Annotated in this window: 20 protein-coding genes; 12 read left to right on the forward strand and 8 right to left on the reverse strand. The window is 63.6% G+C overall.

Annotation, left to right across the window (positions count from 1 at the left end; genetic code table 11):
* Positions 1-26: 26 nt before the first annotated feature.
* Positions 27-662 carry a LysE family translocator gene (locus BO996_RS16905; protein WP_071955783.1) on the reverse strand — a complete coding sequence of 212 codons (636 nt, stop codon included), beginning with the start codon at positions 660-662 and terminating at the stop codon, positions 27-29.
* A 126-nt stretch (positions 663-788) separates the two neighbouring features.
* Here BO996_RS16905 and BO996_RS16910 point away from each other — a divergent pair, with 126 nt between their 5' ends.
* Both BO996_RS16910 and BO996_RS16915 read left to right on the forward strand, forming a co-directional pair.
* Entirely contained in the window at positions 789-2,315 is a 1,527-nt protein-coding gene (locus BO996_RS16910; protein WP_071955785.1) for an aminotransferase-like domain-containing protein, read from the forward strand.
* 112 nt (positions 2,316-2,427) lie between these two features.
* Positions 2,428-3,225 carry a hypothetical protein gene (locus BO996_RS16915; RefSeq protein ID WP_376781550.1) on the forward strand — a complete coding sequence of 266 codons (798 nt, stop codon included), beginning with the start codon at positions 2,428-2,430 and terminating at the stop codon, positions 3,223-3,225.
* A 9-nt stretch (positions 3,226-3,234) separates the two neighbouring features.
* Here the strand turns inward: BO996_RS16915 and BO996_RS16920 are convergent, their stop codons facing one another.
* The 5 genes from BO996_RS16920 to BO996_RS16940 all read right to left on the reverse strand — a co-directional run bounded on the left by BO996_RS16920 (position 3,235) and on the right by BO996_RS16940 (position 8,464).
* Complete coding sequence (locus BO996_RS16920) at positions 3,235-5,670, reverse strand: TonB-dependent siderophore receptor (protein WP_232240347.1); 2,436 nt, start codon at positions 5,668-5,670, stop codon at positions 3,235-3,237.
* Between the two features lie 191 nt (positions 5,671-5,861).
* A complete protein-coding gene (locus BO996_RS16925; protein ID WP_071955789.1) occupies positions 5,862-6,854 on the reverse strand; it encodes a FecR domain-containing protein in 993 nt (330 codons plus the stop codon).
* Positions 6,851-7,381 (reverse strand): sigma-70 family RNA polymerase sigma factor, encoded by a 531-nt coding sequence (locus tag BO996_RS16930; protein ID WP_071955791.1) that lies wholly within the window; start codon positions 7,379-7,381, stop codon positions 6,851-6,853. The genes BO996_RS16925 and BO996_RS16930 overlap by 4 nt, the downstream gene beginning before the upstream one ends.
* Positions 7,382-7,581: 200 nt before the next feature.
* Positions 7,582-7,911, reverse strand: coding sequence for a cupin domain-containing protein (locus BO996_RS16935; RefSeq protein WP_013802496.1), 330 nt, complete (start codon positions 7,909-7,911; stop codon positions 7,582-7,584).
* A gap of 100 nt (positions 7,912-8,011) precedes the next feature.
* Positions 8,012-8,464, reverse strand: coding sequence for an SRPBCC family protein (locus BO996_RS16940; protein ID WP_012205499.1), 453 nt, complete (start codon positions 8,462-8,464; stop codon positions 8,012-8,014).
* Between the two features lie 234 nt (positions 8,465-8,698).
* On the opposite strand from BO996_RS16940, the gene BO996_RS16945 reads away from it, so the two are divergent.
* The 7 genes from BO996_RS16945 (at position 8,699) to BO996_RS29165 (ending at position 16,311) form a co-directional block, all read left to right on the forward strand.
* Positions 8,699-9,682, forward strand: a complete 984-nt coding sequence (locus BO996_RS16945) for a Bug family tripartite tricarboxylate transporter substrate binding protein (protein ID WP_071955793.1) — start codon at positions 8,699-8,701, stop codon at positions 9,680-9,682.
* A gap of 86 nt (positions 9,683-9,768) precedes the next feature.
* On the forward strand, positions 9,769-11,007 hold the full coding sequence (locus BO996_RS16950) for a CaiB/BaiF CoA transferase family protein (protein ID WP_232240548.1): 1,239 nt from the start codon (positions 9,769-9,771) through the stop codon (positions 11,005-11,007).
* The gene (locus BO996_RS16955; RefSeq protein ID WP_012205502.1) at positions 10,992-11,387 is read left to right on the forward strand and encodes a cupin domain-containing protein; all 396 of its coding nucleotides are present in this window, start codon (positions 10,992-10,994) and stop codon (positions 11,385-11,387) included. Before BO996_RS16950 ends, BO996_RS16955 begins: the two co-directional genes overlap by 16 nt.
* 57 nt (positions 11,388-11,444) lie before the next feature.
* Complete coding sequence (locus BO996_RS16960) at positions 11,445-12,608, forward strand: acyl-CoA dehydrogenase family protein (RefSeq protein WP_012205503.1); 1,164 nt, start codon at positions 11,445-11,447, stop codon at positions 12,606-12,608.
* A 167-nt stretch (positions 12,609-12,775) separates the two neighbouring features.
* Positions 12,776-13,723, forward strand: a complete 948-nt coding sequence (locus BO996_RS16965) for a LysR substrate-binding domain-containing protein (RefSeq protein WP_071955798.1) — start codon at positions 12,776-12,778, stop codon at positions 13,721-13,723.
* 177 nt (positions 13,724-13,900) lie between these two features.
* Positions 13,901-14,395: a discoidin domain-containing protein gene (locus BO996_RS29160; protein WP_156897973.1), complete on the forward strand. Its 495-nt coding sequence runs from the start codon at positions 13,901-13,903 to the stop codon at positions 14,393-14,395.
* Between the two features lie 185 nt (positions 14,396-14,580).
* On the forward strand, positions 14,581-16,311 hold the full coding sequence (locus BO996_RS29165; protein WP_156897974.1) for a hypothetical protein: 1,731 nt from the start codon (positions 14,581-14,583) through the stop codon (positions 16,309-16,311).
* Between the two features lie 46 nt (positions 16,312-16,357).
* Here the strand turns inward: BO996_RS29165 and BO996_RS16975 are convergent, their stop codons facing one another.
* Positions 16,358-18,850, reverse strand: coding sequence for a PAS domain S-box protein (locus BO996_RS16975; protein ID WP_071955802.1), 2,493 nt, complete (start codon positions 18,848-18,850; stop codon positions 16,358-16,360).
* Between the two features lie 598 nt (positions 18,851-19,448).
* Here BO996_RS16975 and BO996_RS16980 point away from each other — a divergent pair.
* The 3 genes from BO996_RS16980 (at position 19,449) to BO996_RS16990 (ending at position 24,541) form a co-directional block, all read left to right on the forward strand.
* Positions 19,449-20,549, forward strand: a complete 1,101-nt coding sequence (locus tag BO996_RS16980) for a porin (protein ID WP_071955804.1) — start codon at positions 19,449-19,451, stop codon at positions 20,547-20,549.
* Positions 20,550-20,679: 130 nt separating this feature from the next.
* Positions 20,680-22,260, forward strand: coding sequence for an esterase-like activity of phytase family protein (locus BO996_RS16985; protein ID WP_071955806.1), 1,581 nt, complete (start codon positions 20,680-20,682; stop codon positions 22,258-22,260).
* Positions 22,261-22,777: 517 nt separating this feature from the next.
* Positions 22,778-24,541, forward strand: coding sequence for a DEAD/DEAH box helicase (locus BO996_RS16990; protein WP_071955808.1), 1,764 nt, complete (start codon positions 22,778-22,780; stop codon positions 24,539-24,541).
* 138 nt (positions 24,542-24,679) lie between these two features.
* Here the strand turns inward: BO996_RS16990 and BO996_RS16995 are convergent, their stop codons facing one another.
* On the reverse strand, positions 24,680-25,117 hold the full coding sequence (locus BO996_RS16995; RefSeq protein ID WP_034398531.1) for a sel1 repeat family protein: 438 nt from the start codon (positions 25,115-25,117) through the stop codon (positions 24,680-24,682).
* Positions 25,118-25,502 lie beyond the last annotated feature (385 nt).

Here is a 25,502-nt window from a genome sequence, read left to right on the forward strand (position 1 = left end):
GCAGCCGCGTGGATCAGGCGTTTGAATCAGGCGTGTGAATCTGCCAGCACCGGGTACAGCGACAGAAGCAGCAGGGCCGCCATGCCCCAGTTGAAGCGGCGCAGTGCCTGCGGCGAGCGCAGCGCGCGCCCCACGGCGCTGCCGAACAGCGTCCAGACGCTGACGCTGGGATAGTTCACGATGCCCAGCACCAGCGCGGCCAGCACCAGGTTGATGAAGAAATCCTCGCGCGGCGTGTAGGTGGCAATCACGCCGATGGCCATGATCCAGGCCTTGGGATTGACCCACTGGAAGGCGGCCGCCTGCCAGAACCCGAACGGCCGGGCTCCCGCGTTGCCGCCGTCGATGCCGCCGCTGCCCGCGATCTTCCAGGCCAGCCAGACCAGGTAGGCCGCGCCCAGGTACTTGAGCGCGGTGTAGATCACCGGCAGCCGCTCGAACACCGCGCCCAGGCCCGCGCCCACCAGCAGCACCATGACCACCACGCCCAGGGTGATGCCCAGCATGTGGGGCACCGTGCGGCGGTAGCCGAAGCTGGCGCCCGAGGCCGTCAACATCACATTGTTGGGGCCGGGCGTGACGGAGCTGACGAAGGAGAACATGGCCAGCGGCAGCAGGAACGAGGTGTGGGCGGTATCGAAGGGCATGGTGGCAACAGGCATGGCAGGGAATCCGGCGCCCTGTCTGCGCATGCCGCAGGCCGCGGCGCCGTCAGGCTATGCTAATGGCAGTGTTCGGTACAGTAGCAGTACACTTTGCCAGAACAATTTTCCAACTGGCCTGCCCACATGACCCTGACACTTGATCCCGCAGCCACGCCGAAGCAAGCGCAGGCACAGCAGACACCGAAGGCACCGCGCGCATCCTCAGATACGGCTTTCCAGGCCGCTGTGCCCTGGCGCCCGCTGCGGTCTTCCGACCTCTCGCTGGTGGACCAGCTGGTGGACCACTACGGCGGCCTGATCCGCCACCATGGCCTGCGGGCGGGCTCGCGCCTGCCTTCCGTGCGTGCCCTGGCGCAAGAGGCGGCCGTGAGCCGCGACACCGTGGTGCAGGCCTATGACCGGCTGGCCGCCCAGGGCCTGGTGCATTCGCGGCGCGGCTCGGGCGTCTTCGTCAGTGCCCGGCGCGCGGCCCAGGCGGCGCCCCGTGCCAGCGATGCCCTGCCTACGCTGGAGCAGGGCGCGGCCTTCGATACCGCCTTTTTGCTGCGCAGCATGTTCCGCGAGGGCATGGAGCACTCGGGTGGCGCGGGCATGCTGCCGCCGGAATGGTTGGACCAGGAGATGCTGGCCTCGGCCCTGCGTGCCGTGGGCCGCAGCACGGGTCCGAGCCTGCTGACCTACGGCGTGCCACAGGGCTACCTGCCGCTGCGCCAGCAGATCGCCTCGGTGCTGCAGGCCCAGGATGTGCCCGCCCACCCCGAGGCCCACCTGATGACCGTGGCCGGCGTCACCCAGGGCCTGGACCTGATCGTGCGCAGCCTGGTGCGGCCCGGCGATACGGTGCTGGTGGAAGACCCGGGCTGGTTCCTCATCTTCGGCCGGCTCAACGCCCTGGGCGTGAACGTGGTCGGCGTGCCCCGCCTGCCCGGCGGCCCCGACGTGGAGGCGCTGGAGCGGCTGGCCCGCCAGCACCAGCCCCGGCTTTTCATCCTGAACACGGCCGTGCACAACCCCACGGGCCAGACCCTGTCGGCCGGCGTGGCCCACGAGGTGCTGCGCATTGCCGAGCGCCACGACTTCTACCTGGCCGAGGACGACACCTACTCCGACTTCCTGCCCGGCGTGCCAGTGCGCCTGGCCGCCATGGACCGGCTGCAGCGCGTGCTCCTGGTGGGCGGCTACTCCAAGACCCTGGCCGGCAGCCTGCGCGTGGGCTATGTGGCGGCGCACACCGACCTGATACGGCGGCTGACCGACCTCAAGCTGCTGGGCGGGCTGACCACGGCACTGCCGGGCGAGCAGGTGGTGCACCGCGTGCTGGCCGATGGCCAGTACCGCAAGCATGTGGACCGCCTGCGCGAGCGCGTGGACCGCGCGCGCAACCGCTGCCTGCGCATGCTCGAAGCCCTGGACTGCCGCGCCCCGCACGAACCGCAGGCCGGCATGTTCGCCTGGGTGGACTGCGGCGTGGACTCGGAGGTGCTGGCCCGCCATGCCGCGCCGCAGGGCCTGCTGCTGGCACCGGGCCTGCTGTTTTCACCCAGGCAGGCAGCGGGCAGCATGCTGCGCATTCCCGTGCCCATGGTGGAGCAGCCCCAGACCTGGAAGATCCTTGGCCACCTGCTGGCGCAGCACCGGGGCGGTGGATGACTGGATGGTGCAGCAACACTGCCTGACGGGAGGTTGACGCTGCCGGCGCCAGGGTATGTAAGACAGGGCATCGGGCCTCGGCGCCCCGGTAGTGCGCTGCTATCGTTCCGGGATGACTATTGAGCTTGTCTTGCCTGGGGAGGCCGGCCGCAGAGCCGGGGTGAACGACAGCCGGCCCCGACCGGGAGGCGGCGCGGCGCGCCGCCTGGCGCCGGTGCTGGCGCTGCTGCTGACAGCGGGCTGTGCCGACACGCCCGCGCCGCGCGGCAAGGTGGAGGGCGCCTCGTTCGAGCCCAGCGAAATCGTGCAGTCCGACAGCAACCGCATGGCCACCCTGGCCATGAAGGAGAACCTGGACAGCCTGATGCGCATCATGGACAAGCTGTACCTGCGCAACCCCTCCGAGTGGAAGAAAACCGCCGAAAGCCGCGAGGCCGCATCCGCCTACGTGCGCATCGCCATCACCGAGCGCCAGCCCTGGGCCGACCTGCGCGGCGCCCAGGACGTGGCCGCGCTCTCGCTGGCGCTGCAGCCCGACTTCAAGGGCGACCGCGTGGCCGCCTTCGTCCATGCGCTGGCCGACACCATCATCACCGCCCACGGCGGGCGCACCAGCTTCACCCTGGTCCATGGGCTGGACCCGCAGCTGATCTACAACGCCGCACGCAACGTGGAAGTGGCCAACTGGATTCTCAACTCACGGCGCAATGCCGCAGGCGGGCCGCTGCTGCTGTCCAACCACCTGGGCGACGACGCGCGCAACCTGAGCTTCGAGCGTGAGATGGGCAAGATCATCGGCCGGCTGGACCTGATCGCCAACTACACCACCGAGCGCTATCGGCGCTCCTTCATCGGCTACGGGCAGGGACTGGTGGCGGGGCCCTTCATGCAGTTCCTGCCCGTGCGTTGAGGCGCGGCCTCAGAGCCTGTAGCTGAGCGTCACGGCCACCGAGCGCGGTGCCCCGTAGCGCGCCAGGCCCCCCGACCATGAATAGCCAAGATCCTGGTAGTAGCGGCGGTCCAGCAGGTTGTCCACGCTCAGCTGCACATGGGCATTGGCATTGACCTGGTAGCCCACGCCCAGGCCCAGCAGGGCGTAGCTGCGCTGCGTGGTCTCGAAGCCGGTTTCGCGGCGGAACATCTTGCTTTGCGCATGCAGCGATCCGTACAGGCTCCAGCGCCCGTACTCGCCGGGCAGGCGATAGCTGGTGTAGAGCTTGAGCAGGTGCTGGGGCTCGTCGGTGCTCACGCGCTGGCCGATGTTGGTGGCAATCCGGTCCTTGGTGTAGCGCGCCCGCACATAGGTGTAGCCGGCCGAAACCTGCCAGCCGGGCTGCAGCAGTCCGGACAGCTGCAACTCCAGGCCATCGCTTTGGATCTCGCCCGCCGCGCGAAAGCAACTGATGGCGCCGCTGGTGGGGCAATTGGCATCGTCACGCACGGCACGGTTGCGCTGCGTGATGCGGAACACCGAGGCGCTGGCATGGAGTCGCCCGTCAAAGTACTCGCCCTTGGCGCCCAGCTCGTAGTTGGTGCCTGTCATCGGGTCCAGGGTGTTGCCCCGCACGTCCATCGAGCTTTGGGGCTGGTAGCTCTGTGTCAGGCTGGCATAGACCGAATGCCTGTCATCCACGTCATAGACCAGGCCCGCATAGGGAACGAACCTGGCGCTCTCGTCCAGGCTGCGCTTCCAGTTGGGCGTGCCGGTGTACCAGCCCGTCGTGTCCTGCTCATACCAGCCCAGACGCCCGCCCAGAATCAGGTGCAGCGGATCGGCCAGGCTGAAGTTGCCGCTGGCGTAGATGGCTTTTTCGCGCGTCTTGCGGCCCCACAGGTCGCCATTGGCAGGCACTGAGCCGGTCCAGGGCGCGGAGTAGGGATTCCAGTTCGCAATGTCGACGATGCGCGAGGCCGACGACCCCCAGGTCTCGGCCGCATGCGAGCTGTCATTGCGGTAGCTGGCGCCCACGGCGATCTCGTGCGTGCGCCCGAACCACTGCACTGGGCCCCGGGTGCGCAAGTCGGCCACGGTCTGGCGTGTGCCGTAGCGCCAGCCCGTCTCGGACTGCTCCAGCTGTGTGGTCGATCCCGCGACGCGGCTGTTGGTGGTGTTTCGGATGTCGGAATCGGCCTCGATATGGTTGATGCCCAGCTTGACCGTCCAGCCGTTGCGCAGGCGCTGCTCCAGATCAACGAACACGCCATCGTTGTCGCGGTTCTGGAAAGACTCCGCGTTGTTGAGGAAAGTGGAGCGCGGCAGGTCCATATGGCCGCCATTGGGCAGGGTGGGCAGGCCCGTGAACACGCCCTTGGTGCGCGTGCGCTGGCGGTAGGCGCCCAGGCCCAGCGTGGTGTCGGGCGTGAGGTCCGCTTCCACGATGCCGTACAGGCTGGCATTGCGGGTGTTGGTGACATCGACAAAGCTGTCGCTGTCGCGCCAGCCGCCCACCACGCGAGCGCGCACGCTGCCGCTGGCATTGAGCGCACGGCTTGCGTCCAGCGAGGCCTGGCGGTTGTTCCAGCTGCCCAGGCCCAGCGTGGCATTGAGCAGCGGCTGGGCCGTAGGGCGCTTGCGCACCAGGTTGACCGAGCCCGAAGGCGCGCCCACGCCATCCATCAGGCCCGTGGCGCCGCGCACCACCTCCACGCGGTCATACATCAGCAGGTCGGCCGAGACATTGCGCGAATTGAAGCCCGTCACGTCCAGCGGCAGGCCGTCCACATTCACATGCTCCAGCGCAAAGCCGCGCGCGTAGAAGGTGGACTCCGAATCGGTCACGGCCGGGTTCTTGGCGTACAGCCCGGGCGTGACCTTGGCAATGTCCTGCAGGGTGCTCAGGTGGAAGTCATCCATTTGCTGGCGCGTCACCACACTCACGGACTGCGGCGTCTGGCGCTGCGACAGGTTCAGCCCCGTGGCGCTGGCCATGCTGGGCGTGGTGTATGAGCCCGTGCCTTCCGTGGCGCTGCTGCGCTCCGCATCGGCCGTCACATTGACGGTCTGCAGCGTGCTGGCGGAAGACGGTGGGGTGGGGCCTGCCGCAGCAGGCAAGGGCGCGGCAGCCTTCAGTGAAAAGCCTCCGCCAGGCTGCTGCACGGCTGCCACGCCGCTGCCCGCCAGCAGTTGCTGCAACCCGGCCGACACGCCGTGGCTGCCGGTCAGCCCGCCCGTGCGCAGGCCCGCCACCAGTGCCGGGTCATAGGACAGGCTGACGCCCGCTGCGCGGGAGAAGCGATCCAGTGCCGCATCGAGCGGACCTGCTGCAATGCTGAAATCGCGCGTGAGCGCTCCGGCCTGGCCTGTGGCCGTCTGCGCCCATGCTGCGCCTGAAGGCACGAGGGTCGACATCGCCATACCGATGACGGCGGCTTGCACAAGGGTGACAAGCGGGCGGGGACGCCACTGCGGTTGGCTACCGGGCCTGGGCGGGTGATGACGGGACATGCTGGGTTCTCCTGGATGCAATACGGGAAAGGATTGAAGGACTCATTCCCAGGCCGTACGAAAATCCGGATCCCCTCACTTTTTCTGAAAAATAGTGGAAATCACTGGCCGGATGCCGGCCCCACATGAACCCACCAGCGCGTGCGCCGGCTGATGCTCACGGGCTGCGTCTGCGCGATGAGCTGCAGCACCTGCTCGGTCTGGCGCACATGGAAGGTGCCCGACAGGCGCAGGCCTGCCACGCGCTCATCGCAACTGATGTGCCCATGGCGGTAGCGCCCCAGTTCCGCCAGAAGGTCACCCAGGCGGATGGCCCGGCCTGCCATCACGCCATCTGCCCAGTCGTCCGCACCAAAGTCCGGGGGAGGTGCCGGGGTACTGGCATCGGTCGACAGCCACCACGGCGAGCCGGGCATCGCCGTTTGCCGTGCGGCGCTGTCTGCGGCCTTTGCAGGCGTCAGCAGTACGGCGCCTTCCTGCACGCTGACAAGGGCCCGATGCTTGTGCAGCCTGACCACAAAGCGCGTGCCCAGAGCCTGCAGATCGCCAAACGGCGTGCGCACCCTGAAGGGCCGGTGGCCGGGTGCAGTCTCGTCGGCGCCCGTGGTCACCAGGATTTCCCCACGGCTGAGCACTACCAGGCGCTGCTGCGGGTCCAGCTCCGTGCGGATGGCCGTGTCCGTGTTGAGCACGATGGTGCTGCCATCGTCCAGCCTGACGGTGCGCTGCTCGCCCACCGAGGTGCTGGCGCTGGCCAGCAGGCGCTGCCAAGGCGTGTGGCTGTAGGCCATCCAGCCCGTTGCCGTGGCGATTCCGGACAAGGACAGCAGCTTGAGGGCGCGGCGGCGCGAGACGCTGCGGGACTGGCGCATGCGCTGCGCTGCATCCAGCGTGTCCAGTGCCAGGCGTTGCGGCATGCGGTCAAAGTCGGTCCTCAGTGATTGCACCCGATCCCAGGCCAGGGCGTGGGCGGGCTGCGCATGCAGCCATTGCTCGAAGGCCTGCCGTGTGGCGGGGCTGGGCGTGTTGAAGTCCAGCCGTACGGACCACTGGATGGCTTCGTCGATCAGGCCGGGCGAAAGATCGCTGCTCATGCCCCGAAGCGCAGTGCGTAGCAATGGCGCAGGGCCGTGGCGATGTAGCGCTCGGCCGTGGCCAGGGACACGCCCAGTCGTTCGGCGATCTGCGGGCAGGTGAGCCCTTCCAGTTGCGCCCACAGAAAGGCGCTGCGCACGCGGGGCTTCAAGGCATCCAGCATGCGGTCTATGGCGACCAGGGTTTCCAGGAAGATCAGCCGGCTTTCCGGCGAGGGGGCCTGCGCCTCGGGCATGAGGGCCAGGGTTTCCTGCCAGGCACGTTCCAGCTCGCGGCGGCGCCAGTGGTCCACCAGCAGGCCATGGGCAATGGTGCTCAAGTAGGCGCGGGGCTGGCGCAGGCCGGTTGCGTCAGGGCCGGGTTGGCGGGTGAGCAGGCGCATGAACACGTCCTGCGCCATGTCGGCCGCGTCGAAGGAGTCGCCCAACCGGCGCCGCAACCAGCCCTGCAGCCAGTTCTGGTGGCTGTGGTACAGGCTTTCCACGCTGGTTGCCGCCTTGGCGGACTGGGAAATCTGCGCGTCCATGGAGCGTCCATTCAACGAATGCAATCACGGGGCTCGTCATGCATTGCGAAGGGCTGGCGGCGGCTGCGTCCATGGCGTGAGCTAACGAGAAAGGCGTGATTATAGATTTGCTAATGAGAATGAATCGCAAATGAGGCGCAGGCACAACCATTCGCACGCGGGCAGGCCGCGCGCGAGGCTGCATGTTCCGCGTCAGCCGTTCAGCTGCACAGAACGATGGTGACCAGAGCGGAGGTGTCTTCGATGGCGCGTACCGCATGCGCCATGTTGGCCGGCAGGTGCATCAGCTGGCCGGCCTGCAGGGACTGGCGGCTTTCGCCGAGCATCACCTCCAGCTCGCCTTCCAGGCAATGCAGGCTGACGCTGCCAGGCACCTTGTGCGGCGGCAGCGACTGGCTGGCGCGCAGCACCACGCGGATGACTTCCATGTCCTGGGACTTGAACAGGGCGCAGGTCCGGGCGCCCGCCAGCCGCGCACCAAACGGCAGGACATCGATGGCTTGAGCGGTCAGTGCAAAGGGGGTGGCCATGGCGGACCTCCGGGCGTTGGCGGGCAATACTGCCATTGTCCTCCGAAGCACGGCAATCCATCAACCGCAGCTGTGTGACAGCAGGGGCTTGTGCAGGGTCTCAGCCCGGCACGCTGGCCTCCACCAGCAGGGTCAGCAACTGCAGCGATTCCTGCCAGCCCAGGTGACAGGCCTCGGCGGGAATGACGGCGGGCACGCCTTCCTGGGTCACATCCATTTCAGTGCCGCAGAACACCTCGCGCAGCGTGATGGTGGTGATCATCTCGCCGGGCAGTTGCGGGTCGTCGAAGCGGTCGGTATGGCGTACCAGCCGGCCAGGCTCCAGGTCCAGGAACTCCCCGCCGAAGCCGCTGCGCCCGCCCGTGGACAGATTGACGAAGGCCATGCGGTAGCGCCCGCCGACCCGGGCGTCGAACTCGGGCACCTCGCAGATGTAGCCGTGGGGCGGCAGCCATTTGGCCAGGGCAGCGGCCGTGGTGAAGGCCTGGTACACGCGCTGCGGCGGCGCCTTGAGGACGCGGTGCAGCCGGATGGTGTGGACGGTGTGTGACATGCGGAACTCCTTGGCATGGTGTCGTGCAAGGCTGCCAGCCTCGCACCGATGCAGTCCTTGCGCAAGAGGCGGGACATGGAGCCTGACGCAGGATTCAATGATTCATAAATCGAATCCTTGCTTGGTTTTAAAGAATTGGACTTGAATCATTGACGCCCGCACCATGGCGGCGAGCGCTGGACACACAGCGCCGCTTTCCATAGGAAAACAGGATAGGAAACAGGAGACAAGCAAATGAAGCATTCCCCGTTGCGCAGGGCCCTGGCCCTTGGCGCTCTCAGTGCCATGGCCGTCGTTGCAGCGCCCGCTGCGCAGGCCCAGGGCAGCTATCCCTCCAACCCCATCACCCTGGTCGTGCCGTTCGCGGCCGGCAGTGGAACCGATGCCGTGGCGCGACTGGTGGCTACCCGGCTGGGCGAGCGGCTCAAGCAGCCCGTGATCGTGGACAACAAGGCCGGCGCCAATGCCCAGATTGCCGCCAACCATGTGGCCAAGGCCAAGCCGGACGGCTACACGCTGTTCATGACCACCAACACCTCGCACTCGGCCAACCCCTGGCTGGTCAAGGGCCTGAAGTACGACCCCGTCAAGGATTTCACCCCCGTGGCGCGCGTGGGCGAGCTGCCGTTTGCGCTGCTGGTCCACCCCTCCGTGCCCGCCAAGACCGTGCAGGAACTCATCGACTACGCCAAGGCCAATCCCGATCGCCTGTCCTACGGCACGCCCAACAGCACCTCGCTGGTGGCCTCGGAAACCTTCAAGTACGTCACGCACGCCCAGATCACCTCCGTGCCCTACAAGTCCAGCCCGCAGGCGCTGACCGACCTCATGGGCAACCAGATCCAGGTCTATGTGGCCGACCTGGGCTCGGCCTGGGGCACGATCAAGACCGACCGCGTGCGAACCCTGGCCGTCACGGCGGCCAAGGGTTCCACCCTGCTGCCCAATGTGCCGGCCATCGGCAAGACGCTGCCGGGCTTCGACATCACGTCGTGGAACGGCATCTTCGGCCCGGCCGGGATGCCCGCCGAGATCACCGAGCGGCTGAACACCGAGCTGCAGGCCATCCTCAAGGACAAGGCCGTGCAGGAGCAGCTGGCCCAGGTCGGCTTCGAGGTCTGGCCCACGGCCACGCCTGCCGAGTTCGCCACCTATGTGAAGGACCAGATGGCTCGCTGGGGGCAACTGGTCAAGCAGGCGGGCATCGAGGCGCAGTGAAGGAGAGCGGCATGGAACAAGCGCAGCAAGGGCAGCAGGGACAGCAGGGACAGCAAGGCCCTCTTGCCGGCGTGAAGGTGCTGGACATGACCTCGGTGGTCATGGGCCCCTTTGCCACCCAGATCCTTGCGTGCCTGGGGGCCGAGGTGATCAAGGTCGAATCGCCCGAGGGCGACAACATGCGCCACGTCGGCCCCATGCGCAACCCCGCCATGGGCCACATCTTCCTGCAGGCCAACCAGGGCAAGCGCTCCGTGGTGCTGGACCTCAAGCAGGGCGCCGCGCGCGAGGCCCTGCTGCGCCTGGCCGAAGGCTGCGACGTGCTGGTCAGCAACGTGCGGCCCCAGGCCATGGCGCGCCTGGGCCTGGCCTACGAGGACGTGGCGGCGCGCAACCCGCGCATCATCCACGTGAGCTGCTGCGGCTTCGACCAGCGCGGCCCCTACGCGGCCCGGCCCGCATATGACGACCTCATCCAGGGCGCCACCGGCGTGCCCTGGCTGGCGCAGCAATACGGCGGTGGCGAGCCGGCCTATGCCCCCATGACCCTGGGCGACCGCGTCACCGGCCTGCACGCGGTCTACGCCGTCACTGCCGCCCTCTATGCGCGCGAGAAGACCGGCAAGGGCCAGGCCGTGGTCGTGCCCATGTTCGAGGCCATGACCCAGTTCATCCTGGGCGACCACATGGCGGGCCTGTCGTTCGAGCCGCAACTGGGCGGCCCCGGCTATGCGCGCCTGCTCACGGCCCACCGCAGGCCCTATCGCACCAGCGACGGCCACCTGTGCGTTCTCATCTACAACGACAAGCACTGGCACAGCTTCTTCAACGCCATAGGCCAGCCCGAGCGCATGGCGGAGCCCATCTTCGCCACCCACAGCCAGCGCGCGCTGCACATCGATGCCGTCTATGCCGAAGTCTCGCGGCTGATGGCAGGGCGCACCACCGCCGAATGGCGCGCACTGCTGGACGCGGCCGATGTGCCCAACATGCCCATGGCCTCGCCCGAGGACCTGATCGCCGACCCCCAGCACCAGGCCACCGGCTTCGTGCACGAGATAGACCACCCCAGCGAAGGCCGGCTGCGCACCACGGCCAGCCCCACGCGCTGGAGCGCCACGCCACCCGCAGAACGCGCCGCCCCCGCGCCGCGCCTGGGCGAACACACCCTGCAGGTGCTGCGCGACGCGGGCCTGACCGAGGCCGAGCTGGCCGCCCTGCAGGCCAGCCGCGCCTGCAGCCAGGCTGCCCCGCTGCAAGACGCCCCACCACAAACACAAGCACAGGCACAAACAGAAGGAAACCGCCCATGCCCCGCTACCTGATCCGCGAACAAGACGTGCCCGGCTACAGCCCCGCCAACCACCACGGCACCGTCAACCGGCGCCTGGTCAGCGCCGCCAACGTGGGCGCGCGCCACATGGAGCTGGTGCTGGGCACGCTGGAGCAGGGCGGCGGCGCGCTGCCCCATGCCCACCCCGGCATGGAGCAGGCCTGCTACCTGCTGGCCGGAACGGCCGAGGTGGAAATCGACACCCCGGACGGCAAGGAACGCTTTGCCATGCAGCCCGGCGACACCTGCTTCTTCCCCGAGGACTGCATGCACATCTTCCGCGTGACCAGCGCCGAGCCCGTGCGCCTGCTGGTCTTCTACAGCCCGCCCTACGGCGAGAACCCCGAGCGCGTGCGCCGGCCGGCAGCCTGAGCCCCGTCACCCCACAGACACGACAAGCGAACAGCAACAAGCAACGGAGAACACACCATGGACTTTCTGTGGAACGAAGAACAGGAACAGATACGCGACGCCGTCGAGCGCGCCTGTGCCCCCTTTGACGCCGACTACTGGCTGCGCAAGGACCACGAAGGCGGCTTCCCGCACGACTTCCACAAGGCCCTGGCCGACGCGGGTTGGCTGGGCATTGCCATGCCCGAAGAATTCGGCGGCGCAGGCCTGGGCATCAGCGAAGCGGCGTTGATGATGCACACCATCTCGGCCACGGGCGCGGGCCTGTCGGGCGCCTCGGCCGTGCACATGAACATCTTCGGCCTGCACCCCGTCGTCGTCTTCGGCACGGACGAGCAAAAACGCCGCTGGCTGCCCCCCCTGATCGCGGGCACGGACAAGGCCTGCTTCGGCGTCACCGAGCCCAATGCGGGCCTCAACACCCTCAAGCTGCAGACCCGCGCCGTGCGCGATGGCGACGTCTACGTGGTCCATGGCCAGAAGGTCTTCATCTCCACCGCCCAGGTCGCCAACAAGATCCTGCTGCTGGTGCGCACCAAGCCCGTGGAAGAGTGCAAGGGCACGGAAGGCCTGAGCCTGTTCTACACCGACCTGGACCGCGAACGCATCGAGGTGCGCGAGATCGACAAGCTGGGCCGCAAATGCGTGGACACCAACCAGCTGTTCATCGACGGCCTGCGCATCCCCGCCGAGGACCGCATCGGCGAAGAGGGCAAGGGCTTTTCGTACATCCTGCACGGCCTCAACCCCGAGCGCATCCTCATCGCCGCCGAGGCCGTGGGCCTGGGCCGCGCCGCCCTGGCGCGTGCCACCCAGTACGCCAAGGAGCGCGTGGTCTTCGACCGCCCCATCGGCCAGAACCAGGGCATACAGCACCCGCTGGCCCAGGCCTGGATGGGCCTGGAGGCCGCCCACCTCATGGTGCAAAAAGCCGCCTTCCTCTACGACAGGGGCCTGCCCTGCGGCGCCGAGGCCAACGCCGCCAAGTACCTGGCGGCCGAAGCCTGCGCCAAGGCCTGCGAAACCGCCATCTTCACGCACGGCGGCATGGGCTACGCCAAGGAATACCACGTGGAGCGCTACATGCGCGAATCCTGGATCCCGCGCCTGGCGCCCGTCAGCCCCCAATTGATCATGTGCTTCATCGCCGAAAAGGTATTGGGCTTGCCTAAATCGTATTGACCCCCTGAGTCGCTTCGCGCCTTCCCCCTTCTCGCTGCGCGGAGGGGGACGACACCCTCGGTGCGGGGCGGCCCTTCCTCGGTGTCTCAAAGTTGAGGTGCGCGGGTTTTGTGGCTGCGAACCATCTGAAGTCCCATGATTTATCAATCTGTATTTCAGAGGTAGCCATGGTGCAAGATGCCATCTCGCTTGCTCCTCATCCGCCGCCTCTCATGAAGACCCACCTGCTGCGCTATTTCGTCGCCCTGGCCGAGGAACGCCACTTCGGCCGCGCGGCCCAGCGCCTGTGCATCACCCAGCCGCCGCTGAGCATGGCGCTCAAGACCCTGGAGCAGGACCTGGGCGCCAGCCTCATGGACCGCGACGCCAAGAACGTGCGCCTCACCCCTGCGGGCGAGGCCTTCCTGGTCGAGGCACGCAAGGTGCTCGCCCAACTGCAGCATGCGGCCGACGTGGTGCGTGGCGTGGCCGAAGGCATGCAGGGCCGGCTGGACGTGGGCATCACCGGCTCCATGGTCTACCGCCAGGTGCCGGACTTCTGCCGCGCCTTCCGCGCAGAACGCCCCCTGGTCGAAGTCTGCCTGCATGAAATGTCCACGCGCGAGCAACTGCAGGCCATTGCCAGCGGCCAGATCGACTGCGGCTTTCTCAACATAGCCACCCCGCCAGACGGCCTGCAGACCCTGTCGATCGGCGAGGAACCCTTTGTCTGCTGCCTGCCCGCCACGCATGCGCTGGCGCAGCAGCCTGCCATCGACCTGCGCGAACTGGCCCGCGACACCTTCGTCATGTTCGCCCGCGAAGTGGCCCCGGCCAACTACGACAACGTCATCGCCTGCCTGCAGCAGGCCGGCATCCACCCCCACACACGCCACGCCGCGCGCCAGTGGCTCACCGTCATGGCCCTGGTCTCGGCAGAACAGGGTGTGGCCCTGGTGCCCAGCTGCATGCAGCGCGTAGGAATGAACGGCGTGGTGTTCGTGCCGCTGCGCGGGCCGCAGCAGGCCATGACGCCCGCTGTCATGGCCTGGCGGGCGGACCAGCCTGCGGCGGTGCTGGAGGCGTTTATTGAGCATGTTCGGCGTCTGGTATTGAGAGAGTCGAATGGGCTTTGACACAGATGGGTTACGCCTTTTGAGGCCCTGGCCAAACGTTTTCTGTTGTCGCCTGCAGATACATCGCTCTCCTGAATATGGTAGATCGAATAATAGGATTGGTCTTATTGCCTTAGCCATTATTGCGTCCTAGCCTTGCATTGCGCAATATTGCGCAATATTGAAGGAGATGCAATCATGCGAGAAAATTTCATCGGATCTGTTCTTTGCGTTTTACTTTCTGCAACTGCTTTGTCAGCCAGTGCAGAAATACTCTCTGAGGAAAAAACCGTATCTGCGAATAGCTATGGGACCAAGATTCCGCTCGGTATTTTTGGCGCTTCTGGAAACTATGGGGATTCACTCAAAGCAATTGACGGAAATGCCGGCACATATTGGAATTCCAATGGATTTTCAACCCAGTGGATTGCCTTGGATCTTGGGTGGGAAAGGAATTTTTCTCTTATTCGTTTGTTGACGGTGCAAAGTCCTGCAGGGGATACAAATCATCGGATATGGGGAAGAACCAATGGAGGGAAAATGATCTTCCTCGGCGCAATCACGAGTTACACGAGTGGTGGTCTTTGGTTGGAATTTCAGAATCGCCGCCCAGACCCTGTGCGAGTTGTCTATGTTGAAACAATATCATCACCATCTTGGGTGGCATGGGCTGATATTGAGATATATCAATAGATGTTGATTCTTGGAAAAGCCTGAGCCTCCTGAATTCTTATTCCTGTTGAGAATTTATTGGGAAAATTGAGGCTGTTTTTGATTGTGGCTATGCAAAATTGGCCAAATACCTCCCCACGTTGAAAAAGCATGCTCACTGTATTTTTTAATTCTTTGAGTTTTCTGGCTTATCTTTGGCAATATTGATGTTGTTTTCTAAGAGAAAATTCAATTCTGCAGATATATCTGCATCGGAGTATGCGGCATTTGCGTTAGTGGGGATTTTCCTGGCGGTAGGACTTGCGTTCTATAATGGTGATATTGAGCTGCCCAGATTGTTGTATATATTGCCATGGATTGTGGGATTTATATTTTTGATCTTTGCCCTCGCACGTGTTATTTCCGGGGTGCTGACTAGCGCAAACCTGCCTTTGCTTTTATTTGCCTTGCTGTTGGTATTTGGCGTTTGTTTCTTTGCACTGAAGTCCACAAGCACCGGATTCATCAGGCACGACGAAATATATAGCTGGGGAATGTGGGGTGTGCAGCATTTTTTGGGTCAGCCCTATGACACCTACTACACTCAGGCTCCGTATCCTCAGTTTTTTGCATATGAACTTGGCTCCGTATTCCTGGCGCAAGGCAATCACGTATCACATTTCGCTGCGAAGCTTGTGTGTGGAATACCGGCTCTCGTTATCGTTATTGCATTTTCCGATCTTGTTGCAAGGAGCTCCAGCCAACTCATCAACTGGCTGACATTGCTGCTTACTTTCGGAGCATTGGCAAGTTTTGGAAATCTGCTGTTTTGGGCCTATGCCGATCCGCTTGCTACGGCATTGATTCTATTGAGCTTCACGCTCTTGCTGCAGTATTCCGAGAAGCCTGCCAAATTGCGTCCCTTGATGCTGTCGCTGTTCTGCGGTTTGTTGGCGTCTCTCACCAAACAACCCGGATTGATCTGGTGCCTTGCCACGCTTCCCATGCTGATAATCTATGGCGTGTGGCGTTGGAGATGGCGGCCTGCGGCATTGGCCGCGTGCATTGTAGCGATACTGCTCGCGGCAATATGGCCCCTCTTTGTTGCCCCGGAGTTCACGGGAAATCAAGGGGTGCTTGATATCGTGAAGAAAAATGGCGGATGGATGGCGTCAGTCATGCTATCCCTGAAAAAGTACATCGTCGATTCCCCGGATATAGGCATGCTTCTCATTGGGACGATGCTGGTCTCCTTGTTTTCAGTTAGAGGCAGGGTTTTCTGGATTCTTTGTGTCCTGCCATTCCTGGTTATTTGGTTTACCGTAGGTGCTTATGAACAACGACATGGAATCCATGTTCTGTTTGTGTCCACGGCTCTTGCCAATTATCTGCTGATTCAAAGATATCCATGTATTGATGGTATTTCAAGACAACCAAGGATCTTCAATTTTCAAGAGAGAATTCCAACGGATACGATTTGCGTGGCGGTGTCTGTAGTTCTGTTGACTTCATCCGTATATCTTGCATATCAGCGGAATTATTCAAATCTGCAAGATGGGAATAAGGCAATTTTCATATCTCAATTTGGAGACGAATCAACTGATGTGTATCGAGATATCATAGATAATCGACGAAGAATTTTTGTTGTCAGCAACTATCAATATGGCATGTTCTTCAACAGGACCATCATTGGCCGGCCCGAGCTACACAGGAGTGTGTTGACACCCAAGGACTTTCTTGAAGAACTTGCCAATTTCAAACCTGAATATATTTTCGATGCGGGAGAATGGACTTACGGCCCTTATTCTTCTCATCTGCGCGAACTGATTGAGGTTTGCCCGGATGCCTTTTCCTTGAGAAAGAAAAACGATTTCTCGCCTTACTCTGCAATCTACCAAGTTGACAGTCAGGCGCTGGGCACTGAGTGCTCTTACCGCTTTGGCAGCGCTCCTCTGTAGTCGGCGATCGACTCTGCCCACATGCCCATGTGCCCATGTGCCAGCTTCAGTCCGATGGCACAGCGTCGGTACTGCCCAGAATCTCCGCCACCTTGAGCGCCAGCGCATCCAATGTGAACGGCTTGGTCAGAAGCTGCGTACCGGGGTGCAGGTTTTCCTGGCTGAGCGGAGATGCCTCGGTGAATCCGGTGATGAAGAGCACCGGCAGGTCGGAACGGGCTAGGCGTGCCTCGTCGGCAAGCTGCTTGCCGTTCATTCCGCCGCGAAGCCTCATGTCCGTGATCAGCATGTCCACCCGGGTTCCGGCGCGCAGTACCTGCAGCGCGGCGGCTGCATCGGCCACGGCAAGCACCGTGTAGCCCAGGTCGACAAGCGCCTCGTCGATGAGATGGCGGATCGGGGCTTCGTCATCCACCACCAGCAAGGTCCTTTGGGCAGGAACGACTACCTGCCTTGCCGCATCGACCGCGCGTTCTGCAACGGGCGCGGCGTCGCACCTGGGCAGATACAGGCAGACCGTGGTGCCCTGGCCCGGCTGGGAGAAGATCCTGACCGCTCCTCCCGATTGCCGCGCGAAGCCGTAGATCATCGACAGCCCCAACCCTGTTCCATGGCCCACCGGCTTGGTGGTGTAGAACGGCTCGAAGGCGCGCGCAATGGTCTGCTCCGACATGCCGGTGCCCGTATCGGTGACGCACAGCGACACATAGCCGCCCGGCGGAAGATCCCACTCCCGGGCTGCCGCCTCTTCAAGCTCGATATTGGCTGTCCTGATGGTCAGCCGGCCGCCTTCGGGCATGGCATCACGAGCGTTGATGCACAGGTTCAGGATGGCGTTCTCCAGCTGCGTTCCATCGATTTGCGCATGCCACAGATGGGCTGCCGGCACGATGTCGATGTCCACGCTGGCGCCCACGGTCCTGCGCAGCAGGTCCTCCCAATCGGCCAGGAGCGCGGCCATATCGGTGGGCTTGGAGTCCAGGATTTGCCGGCGCGAGAACGCAAGCAGCCGCTGCGTGAGCGTGGCGGCGCGCCGCACCGCCCCCTGCGCTCCATGGATGAAGCGCGTGAGGTTGTCCACCTGGCCGCGCGCCAGCATCCGCTGCAGCAGCTCCAGATTGCCCATGACGGCCGCCAGCAGGTTGTTGAAGTCGTGCGCAAGACCGCCCGTCAACTGGCCTACGGCCTCCATCTTCTGCGACTGGCGCAGTTGCTCCTGCACCTTGGCCAGCGCTTCGGCCTTGCCCATTTCGGATGTGATGTCGCGGCCCACGGCATTGATGCGGCCTGCCGCCGAACGGGTGGACCAGGAGATCCAGCGGTAGCTCCCGTCCCGATGGCGATACCGGTTGTCAAACCGGGCATGCGCCATGCCTGTGGCCAGCTCCTGCGTGTCCTGGATGGTGCGCGCCAGATCCTCCGGATGGATGAGATGAAAAAGCGTCGTGCCCAGCAGCTCGTCTTCACGCCAGCCCAACACCTCGGTCCAGGCCGGGTTGACCGCAGTGATGATGCCCTCGAACGTGCAGCGCATCATGATGTCGGAAGACAGTTGCCACAGCGCGTTGCGGTCGGCCGTGCGCTCTGCCACCTGTTCTTCCAGCGTGGCATTCAAGCGCTCCAGCGCGGCCTGGGCCTGCTTGCGCTCGGTGATGTCGGAGGCCGCTCCCAGCCAGCCGGTGATGGCGCCTGCGGCATCGAACAGCGGCACGGCGCGCGAGAACGCCCAGCCCACGCTGCCATCGACCCGGTTCACCCGGTGCTCGATCACATAGTCGGTCTTCGTGCGGATGGCCCGCGCGATCTCCGCGCGCACCAGGTCGCGGTCCTCCGGGGGGATGTAATCTTCCAGCCAGTTCGTGTTGGACGCCTGCGTGTCGGGGATGAACCCGCCGCCTGCCAGCTGGTGCAGCTCGCTCCAGTCCGCACTGATGGAGTAGCGCACCTCCGAGGAGGACCGCACCAGCGCATCCAGCCGTTCCTCGCTCTGGCGCAACAGGTCCAGCGCCCGCCGTTCCGCATCGATGTCCAAAATGGCGATGGCCGTGGCCACGACTTCCTTGTCTGCATTGCGCAGCGGCACCCCGAACACGCGCGTCCATACTTCGAGCCCCTGGGGCGTGTCATAGACGCAGTCAACACCCGGCACCACCAGCTCCCCGCGGAACGCGCGGGCAGCCACAAACTGGTCGCGGGGAACGGGCTTGCCCTCCTTGTCCCAACTGCGCCAGCGCCCCCGGTCTTCCTCGGCCGACAGCAGCGAAGGGATGGGGGTCTCCGGCAGGAAATGGCGGTAGGCCGGGTTGGACATCAGCACCTTGCCGCCCTTGCTCACCAGGCACAGGCCTATCGGCAGATGCTCGATGAAATCCGAAAACAGCGTCTTCTGGTCCGCCACCTGCGCATTGAACGGGTCCTGATCGCTGGCGCCCGCGCCCTGTACGGCGCTGGCATGGCCCGCCGTGGCAATCGCCAGCTGCGCCCGCAGCCGGGCGTTTTCCTCCCGGAGCAGGGCAATCTCTTCGGACTCTTGGATCATGGGGGGATGGAGCGGGGCGTTGGGTGGAGGAGAGGGGGCAACTCGCCGCTGGCGGGGACGGCGATGCTGCCTGGGGATCATAGCTGTGACTGCTGGTGCGACCGATGTTGAGGCTGCAGTCCTCGGTGCGGCAATTCTTGTGGGACTTCGCCCTCCCAGGGACTATGGGGTTGAACTGGCCGTGCAATGGGCTGAATTTGGGTCCCCAATGACCGATGAATCGGTCGACGAACGCTCGAAATGTGCCATTGAAAATATGGAAGTCGAGAACCTTATTGGGAAAATGGCAAAAGAATGCATATTTCCGCCAATTTCTCGAATATGAATCAAACAAATCGGCAATGAATAATCTGCCCCGTCGTGCAGACCATGACTGAAGGGTGGCGGCGATAGGGCTTCCCTGCAGGAAACGTGCCGCAGGCACCGCCGCTGCTGTGACTTTCATGTCACACAGCACAGCTGTCACGAAGAATACTTATGTGTTGCCTAGAGTTCCCGCAGCGGTGGCAGGAGGCTACCGTCATTCTCATTAATAAGTTCAGTTCGTATCTCGCCAATGAAAAATCAAAAAACGTGCTCGCGCATTCTGGGACTCGCGATGGGTACATTCTTCGCCTCTTCTTCCAGCTTGGCCTTGGCACAATCTTCCGTCACCATTTTTGGTGTGGTGGACGTCGGTGTCACCATTGCCAAGTCCGGCAGCAACAGGCTCAATGCACTGAACTCCAGCCAAGGCAAGACCAGCTTGCTTGGCTTGCGTGGCACGGAGGACCTCGGCGGCGGCAACAGAGCTCAGCTCTGGCTTGAAGGCGGCCTCAACCCCGACGTCGGCACTGGCGGCAGCAGCGGCTCCCTTGGCTTCGAGCGCCGCTCCACGATCGGGCTGAGCAACAATTCCTGGGGTGAAATCCGGCTGGGTCGCGACTACACCCCCAGCTACAACATCTTCACCGCTTTCGCGGGCCCCGACACCACCACCGGTGTGCAGGCCAATCTGTTCCAGACGATCCGCCAGACTGCCTACAACGCCGCCAGCCAAAACGGCGTGGTTGACCGCACGCGCATCAGCAACGCCGTGGGCTACTTCCTGCCGAGCGACCTGGGCGGTGTCTATGGCCAGTTCTCGGTTTCCTTTGGCGACGAGAACGCCTCCGGCTCTGGCGCAAGCAAGGCGCGCAGGTACATAGGCGGCAACCTGGGCTATCGCTCGGGCCCGCTGAACGTGGGTATCGGCTACGGCAGGATCGACGGCACCGCAGCCGTGGCTTCGCCCAGCGCCATCGCTGCAACCAGCGATCTGGAAGACCTGGTACTGGGCGCCTCGTACAACTTCGGCAGTTTCCTGCTCAATGGCGGATACAACAGCCTGAAGTGGGAGCCCGTCAACGGCGCAACCTCCGGGAAGGTGGACGGTTTCTACCTGGGCGCAACCATCCCCATGGGGCCAGGCAGCTTGCGCATCAAGTACGCCAGCGCCAAGTTCAGCGGCAACGCCTCTGCCCTCACGCGCAGCGGCGGCAAGGCCGACAAGTATTCGATCGGATATGTCTACGACTTCTCCAAGCGCACCTCTCTGTACGCCGGGCTGGCGCGCGTCAACAACAAGAACGGCGCCAGCGTCGGACTGATCGGCGGCCCTGCGGGTGTGGCCAACGCCGGCTCGACCGGTGTGGATCTGGGCATCAGCCACTCGTTCTGAGCGGCACAGCGCCTTTTCCAGAAACGAAGCCTTCAAGCTTGGGCAGGCCCTTGCCACGCAGGGCCTGCCGATCTGCCTATCTGCCGATCTGCTTATCAGGCTTGCCTCTTCTTCTCAAGACCTACTCGCCATGCGACCCCCCACTTCTTCTTCCTGCCTGATGGCAGTGATCGCCGCCGCGGCTGCCTTGCTGAGCGCCTGCGCCGACACCCGCCCGTTCCAGGCCGCCGGCTCCGAGACGGTGACGCAGACCACCGGCGTCGGCAGCATCCGCGCCACCGTCACGCGCCAGGACGTTCAGTTCGACGACAGGTTCTATTTCCCCTACGAAGGCCAACACCCCGCCACCAAGGCCGATTTCCCCAAGGGCTTTCTGCCAGCCTACGGTTCAGGCCTGGCCTTGAAGGGCAGGCGTGCCGACGGCACGCTGGAGTTCTACGCCATCACCGATCGCGGCCCGAACGCGACCACCGGCCCGGTCACGCAGATCACCGACGGCTCCAATCCCACGGGCTTTGCCAGTTCCACGGTGTTTCCCTCGCCCAACTTCACTCCGTCCATCGGCGTGATCGCCCTCGGAAAAGACGGAGCCAGGCTCGTCTCCACCCTGCCGCTCAGATTCAGCGCCACACAGAACGCCAACGGCCGCGTGCAGCCACGGGGCATCACAGGCAACACGGGCGAGCAAGTCCTGGACGACTCCTTCACCTATCCCGGCAAGGCCAAGGGCTACAGCGAATTCGGCCTGGACACAGAATCCGTGGTGGTGGATGCCGCACGCAATGTGCTGTGGGTGTCCGACGAATACGGACCCTTCATCGTGAAGATCGACCCGGCGACCGGCATCATCCAGAAGAAATACGGGCCCGGCGCTGGCGCGGCCGATCTGCCGGCCATTCTCGCCAAGCGCCGCGCCAACCGTGGCATGGAGGGGCTGAGCATTGATGTGGCCAGCGGCAAGCTGCACGGTTTCCTGCAAAGCCCTCTGGACGACGGCAAGGCCGACTACACCACCGCTGCCGTTGCCGACGCCACTGGCAAGTCGGAGAACGTGCGCGACTACGCTCGCTTTGTGCGCTGGGTGGAATTTGACCCGACCACCGAGAAAACCCGCCTGTTTGCCTTGCCCGTGGACAGCCGCTGGTACAACCAAGGCAAGACCGGCAATGCCAAGCTGGGTGATGTGGTCTCACTGGGCAAGGGGAAATTCATCGCCATCGAGCAAGGCACGGGCAAGGACAAAAAAGTCTTCAACGACCTGGTTCTGATCGAGTTTCCGGCCAACGCCACCGACATCACCGCGCTGGGCTCCGACCTGGAAAAGAGCAGCCTGACTGGCAAGCCGGTCAATGGCTCGGACTATTCCAAGGTCGTGACGCTCAAGAAGACCCGGCTCTTCAACCTGAACGCCACCGGCTGGGTGGCCGAGAAGGCCGAAGGCCTGGCACTGGTCGATGACTACACGCTGGCGCTGACCAACGACACCGACTTCGGTGTTTCGCTGGCCGTGCTGGACGCCAGCGGCAAGGAAATCGAAGGCTCGGACGTCACCAAATGCATGGTGGACGCCGAAGGCAAGATCGTGAACGACGGCCAATGCGCCAAGGGCGCGGCGAGCCTGCGCTTTACCACCAATGACGTCAACGATCGCACGCAGCGACTGTGGACCTTTGGGTTCAGCAAGAAGCTGAGCGAATACGGCACTCCCTGAACGACTGCGACTGGGACTGGGACTGCATGGCATAGGCAAGACAACGGGGCCACGGCGATCCAGGGCGGTTCGTCCAGCGCGAAGGCGCTGCGACGGGCCGCAACGCTGATGTCGCCTCCTCTGGCATCTGCACGGAGCGGCGCCGCCGTTGCGGCGCAAGTGTGGGCTTGCCGCAATGACTGGTCCTTTCGACCTTCGGCAGTGTTCCGGCATTGCCCAAAGCGGTAGTCGTTGAGTGCGTAGATGACAGGCATACGTCCGAGCCGATCACTCCCACAATCAAATCCCCATCTGCTTGGCCATTTCAGAAGCGCCTTCAAATTCCATACTGGTTTCCCCGCGAGTCGAGGAAATTCAACAGAGAGCCGTTCAGAATTCAATTCCGGATTTTCGATGGCTTGGGATTGGCCAGTCATCGAATTCCTGAAGAGATGGCGCGTGCGGTATCCTCAGCCGCTCTGTGGAGGAGAAGAAAGTGGCGGTACTGATTCCTGCGATGGGGGCGTGCGTTGGGCGCATGACGCCTGGCGAGCGACGGCTGGCCGAGCGTTTGGAGCAAAAGCTCGAAGACGATTACATGCTCTGGTATGACGTGCCCATCGGTCCCAAGCAGACGCATCCTGACTTTGTCGTCATTCATCCACGCAGGGGCGTTCTGATTCTTGAGACCAAGGATTGGCGGCTCGAGACGGTTCAAGAGGCGACCAAACAGGCCTGGACGCTCATCGTGGATGGAAGGCCCAAGGTCGTCATCAATCCGGCAGCTCAGGCGCGACACTGCGCCATTCAAGTGGTCAATGCGCTGGAGCGGGATCAGCAACTCATTCACGGCGAAGGCCCTCATCAGGGAAAGCTGGCATTTCCCTGGGGCAGCGGCGTGGTGTTCACCAACATCACGCGCAAGCAGTTTGAAGAATCTGCACTGGACCAGACGATTGATGCGCATCTGGTCATCTGCAAGGACGAGATGCTGGAATCCGTTGATGCGGAGGCTTTCCAGCAGCGCCTGTGGAACATGTTCCCCCACGCTTTCGGCAAAGCCATGTCGGTGCCGCAGCTCGAGCGCACGCGGTGGATCATGTTCCCGCAGGTGCGTGTTCCGGTGCAAGGCAGCCTTCTGCCGGAAGACGCGGATGAGCTGCCGGACATCATGCGCGTCATGGACTTGCAGCAGGAGCAACTCGCGCGCAGCCTGGGCGATGGGCATCGCGTGATCCACGGAGTTGCCGGCTCAGGCAAGACCATGATTCTTGGCTATCGTGCGGAACACCTGGCCAAGACCGCTTCGACCAAGCCCATCCTCGTGCTCTGCTACAACGAGCCCTTGGCAGTGAAGCTCAATGCCTGGTTTGCGGCCAAAGGCCTGGCTGATCGGGTGCACGCCCGCAACTTCCACAAGTGGTGTCGCCAGCAATTGGTGGCCTATGGCCAGACGCTACCCGCTCAGGGCCCAGGCATGTTTGATCAGATGGTGGAGTTTGTGATTCGCGGCGTGGACCGGCAACAGATTCCGTCCGGGCAGTACCAGGCCGTGATGGTCGACGAAGGGCACGACTTTCAGCCTGAATGGCTCAAGCTCGTCACCCAGATGGTGGACCCCGAGACCAACAGCCTTTTGATCCTGTACGACAGCGCCCAGAACATCTATGGCAAGAGCAAGGCGCGTGGCTTCAGCTTCAAGAGCGTGGGAATCCAGGCCTCTGGGCGCACGACCATTCTCAAGATCAACTACCGCAACACCAGGCAGATTCTGCAAATCGCCAACCGCGTCGCCGCCGAGTTCCTGCAACCCAATGCCCAGGATGAGGACGGTGTTCCGCTGGTGCAACCCATCAGCTGCGGCCGCGAAGGGCAGGAGCCGCTGATCGTGCGCCTGCCGAGCTTGCGGGACGAACCCGCCAAGATCGCCGAGCTGCTGGCTGCGGCGCATCAGGAAGGCCACGCCTGGGGTGACATGGCCATCCTGTGCCGCGATCACGACGCCATGAACCAGTGCGCCATGGCACTTGGCCGCCGAAAACTGCCGCATCGCGTGCGACATCGGTCAGGTGACTTCGATCCACTGGCCGACACCATCAAAGTGATGACAATGCACGCCAGCAAGGGGTTGGAGTTCCCGGTCGTGGCCGTTGCAGGAGTGGGGCAGATGCCGCGTGAAGGCGAAGATGCGGCGGACGAGGCCAAACTGTTCTATGTGGCTGCGACTCGGGCGACACAGAAACTGGTGTTGACTGTGGCGGGTGAAGGGGCGTTTGCGAAGGCGCTGGTGAATGCGGGATGAATGCGGGTTGAGGGCAGGGCGAGGACGGGCACAAGTCCGTGGTGCGGTGGTCAGTGCTCCAGGCGTGGTCCCAGTAGCGTTGCGCCCGCAGCGCATTCTTGAGGACGACGCTGCGATCCGAAAAGGATTTTGCGCATGTCACCCTTCCCATTCGGATGCGCACGCCATCTTGCCACTCGGCGCATTGCGCAGGCGGTTCAGGAAATCCAACTGGCTTTTGGCCGTTTGATTCCCTTTTGCCACGGCTTGCCGCAGCCAGTGCACTGCTTCACAGCGATCCGCTTTCACCGCGGTGCCATACAGGGTTGGGCCTGCCAGAAGAATCCATGCCAGTGTTTCCTGGGCTTGTGGCTCGCCATCCCGGGCCGCCTGGCGCAGCAACGCGAGCATGGTGGCGTAGTCACCCGCAGTCTGCGCCTCCAGGGCCAGTTGAAACCGCTGCTCGGAAGTAGTGGCCATGTCAAACGGCAGCGGTGCCGCCTGCGCGAGCGCGCCGGACAGGGCCGCTGCGATGAACAAGCCATGCCGTGCCAGCGTGGCAATTGGGGTGGCAATTGGGCGGAATTCGAATCGCATTTTTGTCTCCACTTGAACTGAGTGGCCCCATCGTCTTCGTAATCCCGATCCCTGAAAATTCGGAATTTTCAAAGGCGCCCTCAGGGCCACCCATAGGCTGATTCGAATCGGCGGTGCAAGCCCCTCGTGGAAGGCTTCAGCCCATGAACCCCAGACCGATGGGATACGCCGAGCCGCCGAAGTTGCCGATGTGCGGCAGCTGTGCGTTTGCACGGAGCAGCGTTGCCGAGCGGTATCTGTCGCTTGGCGTTCGCATGGCAAGGTTCCTGAACGCTGCACCCTGGCTCAGACGCACTAGGGATGCCAAGGCCAGGCAATCTTCTGATTGTCAGTGTGTGTATGGTGAAGTCATTCGTGCACGTTACCTAAGGCTCAGGTGTTGCAC

The organism is Delftia sp. HK171 (assembly GCF_001886655.1).
Lineage (GTDB): Bacteria > Pseudomonadota > Gammaproteobacteria > Burkholderiales > Burkholderiaceae_C > Comamonas > Comamonas acidovorans.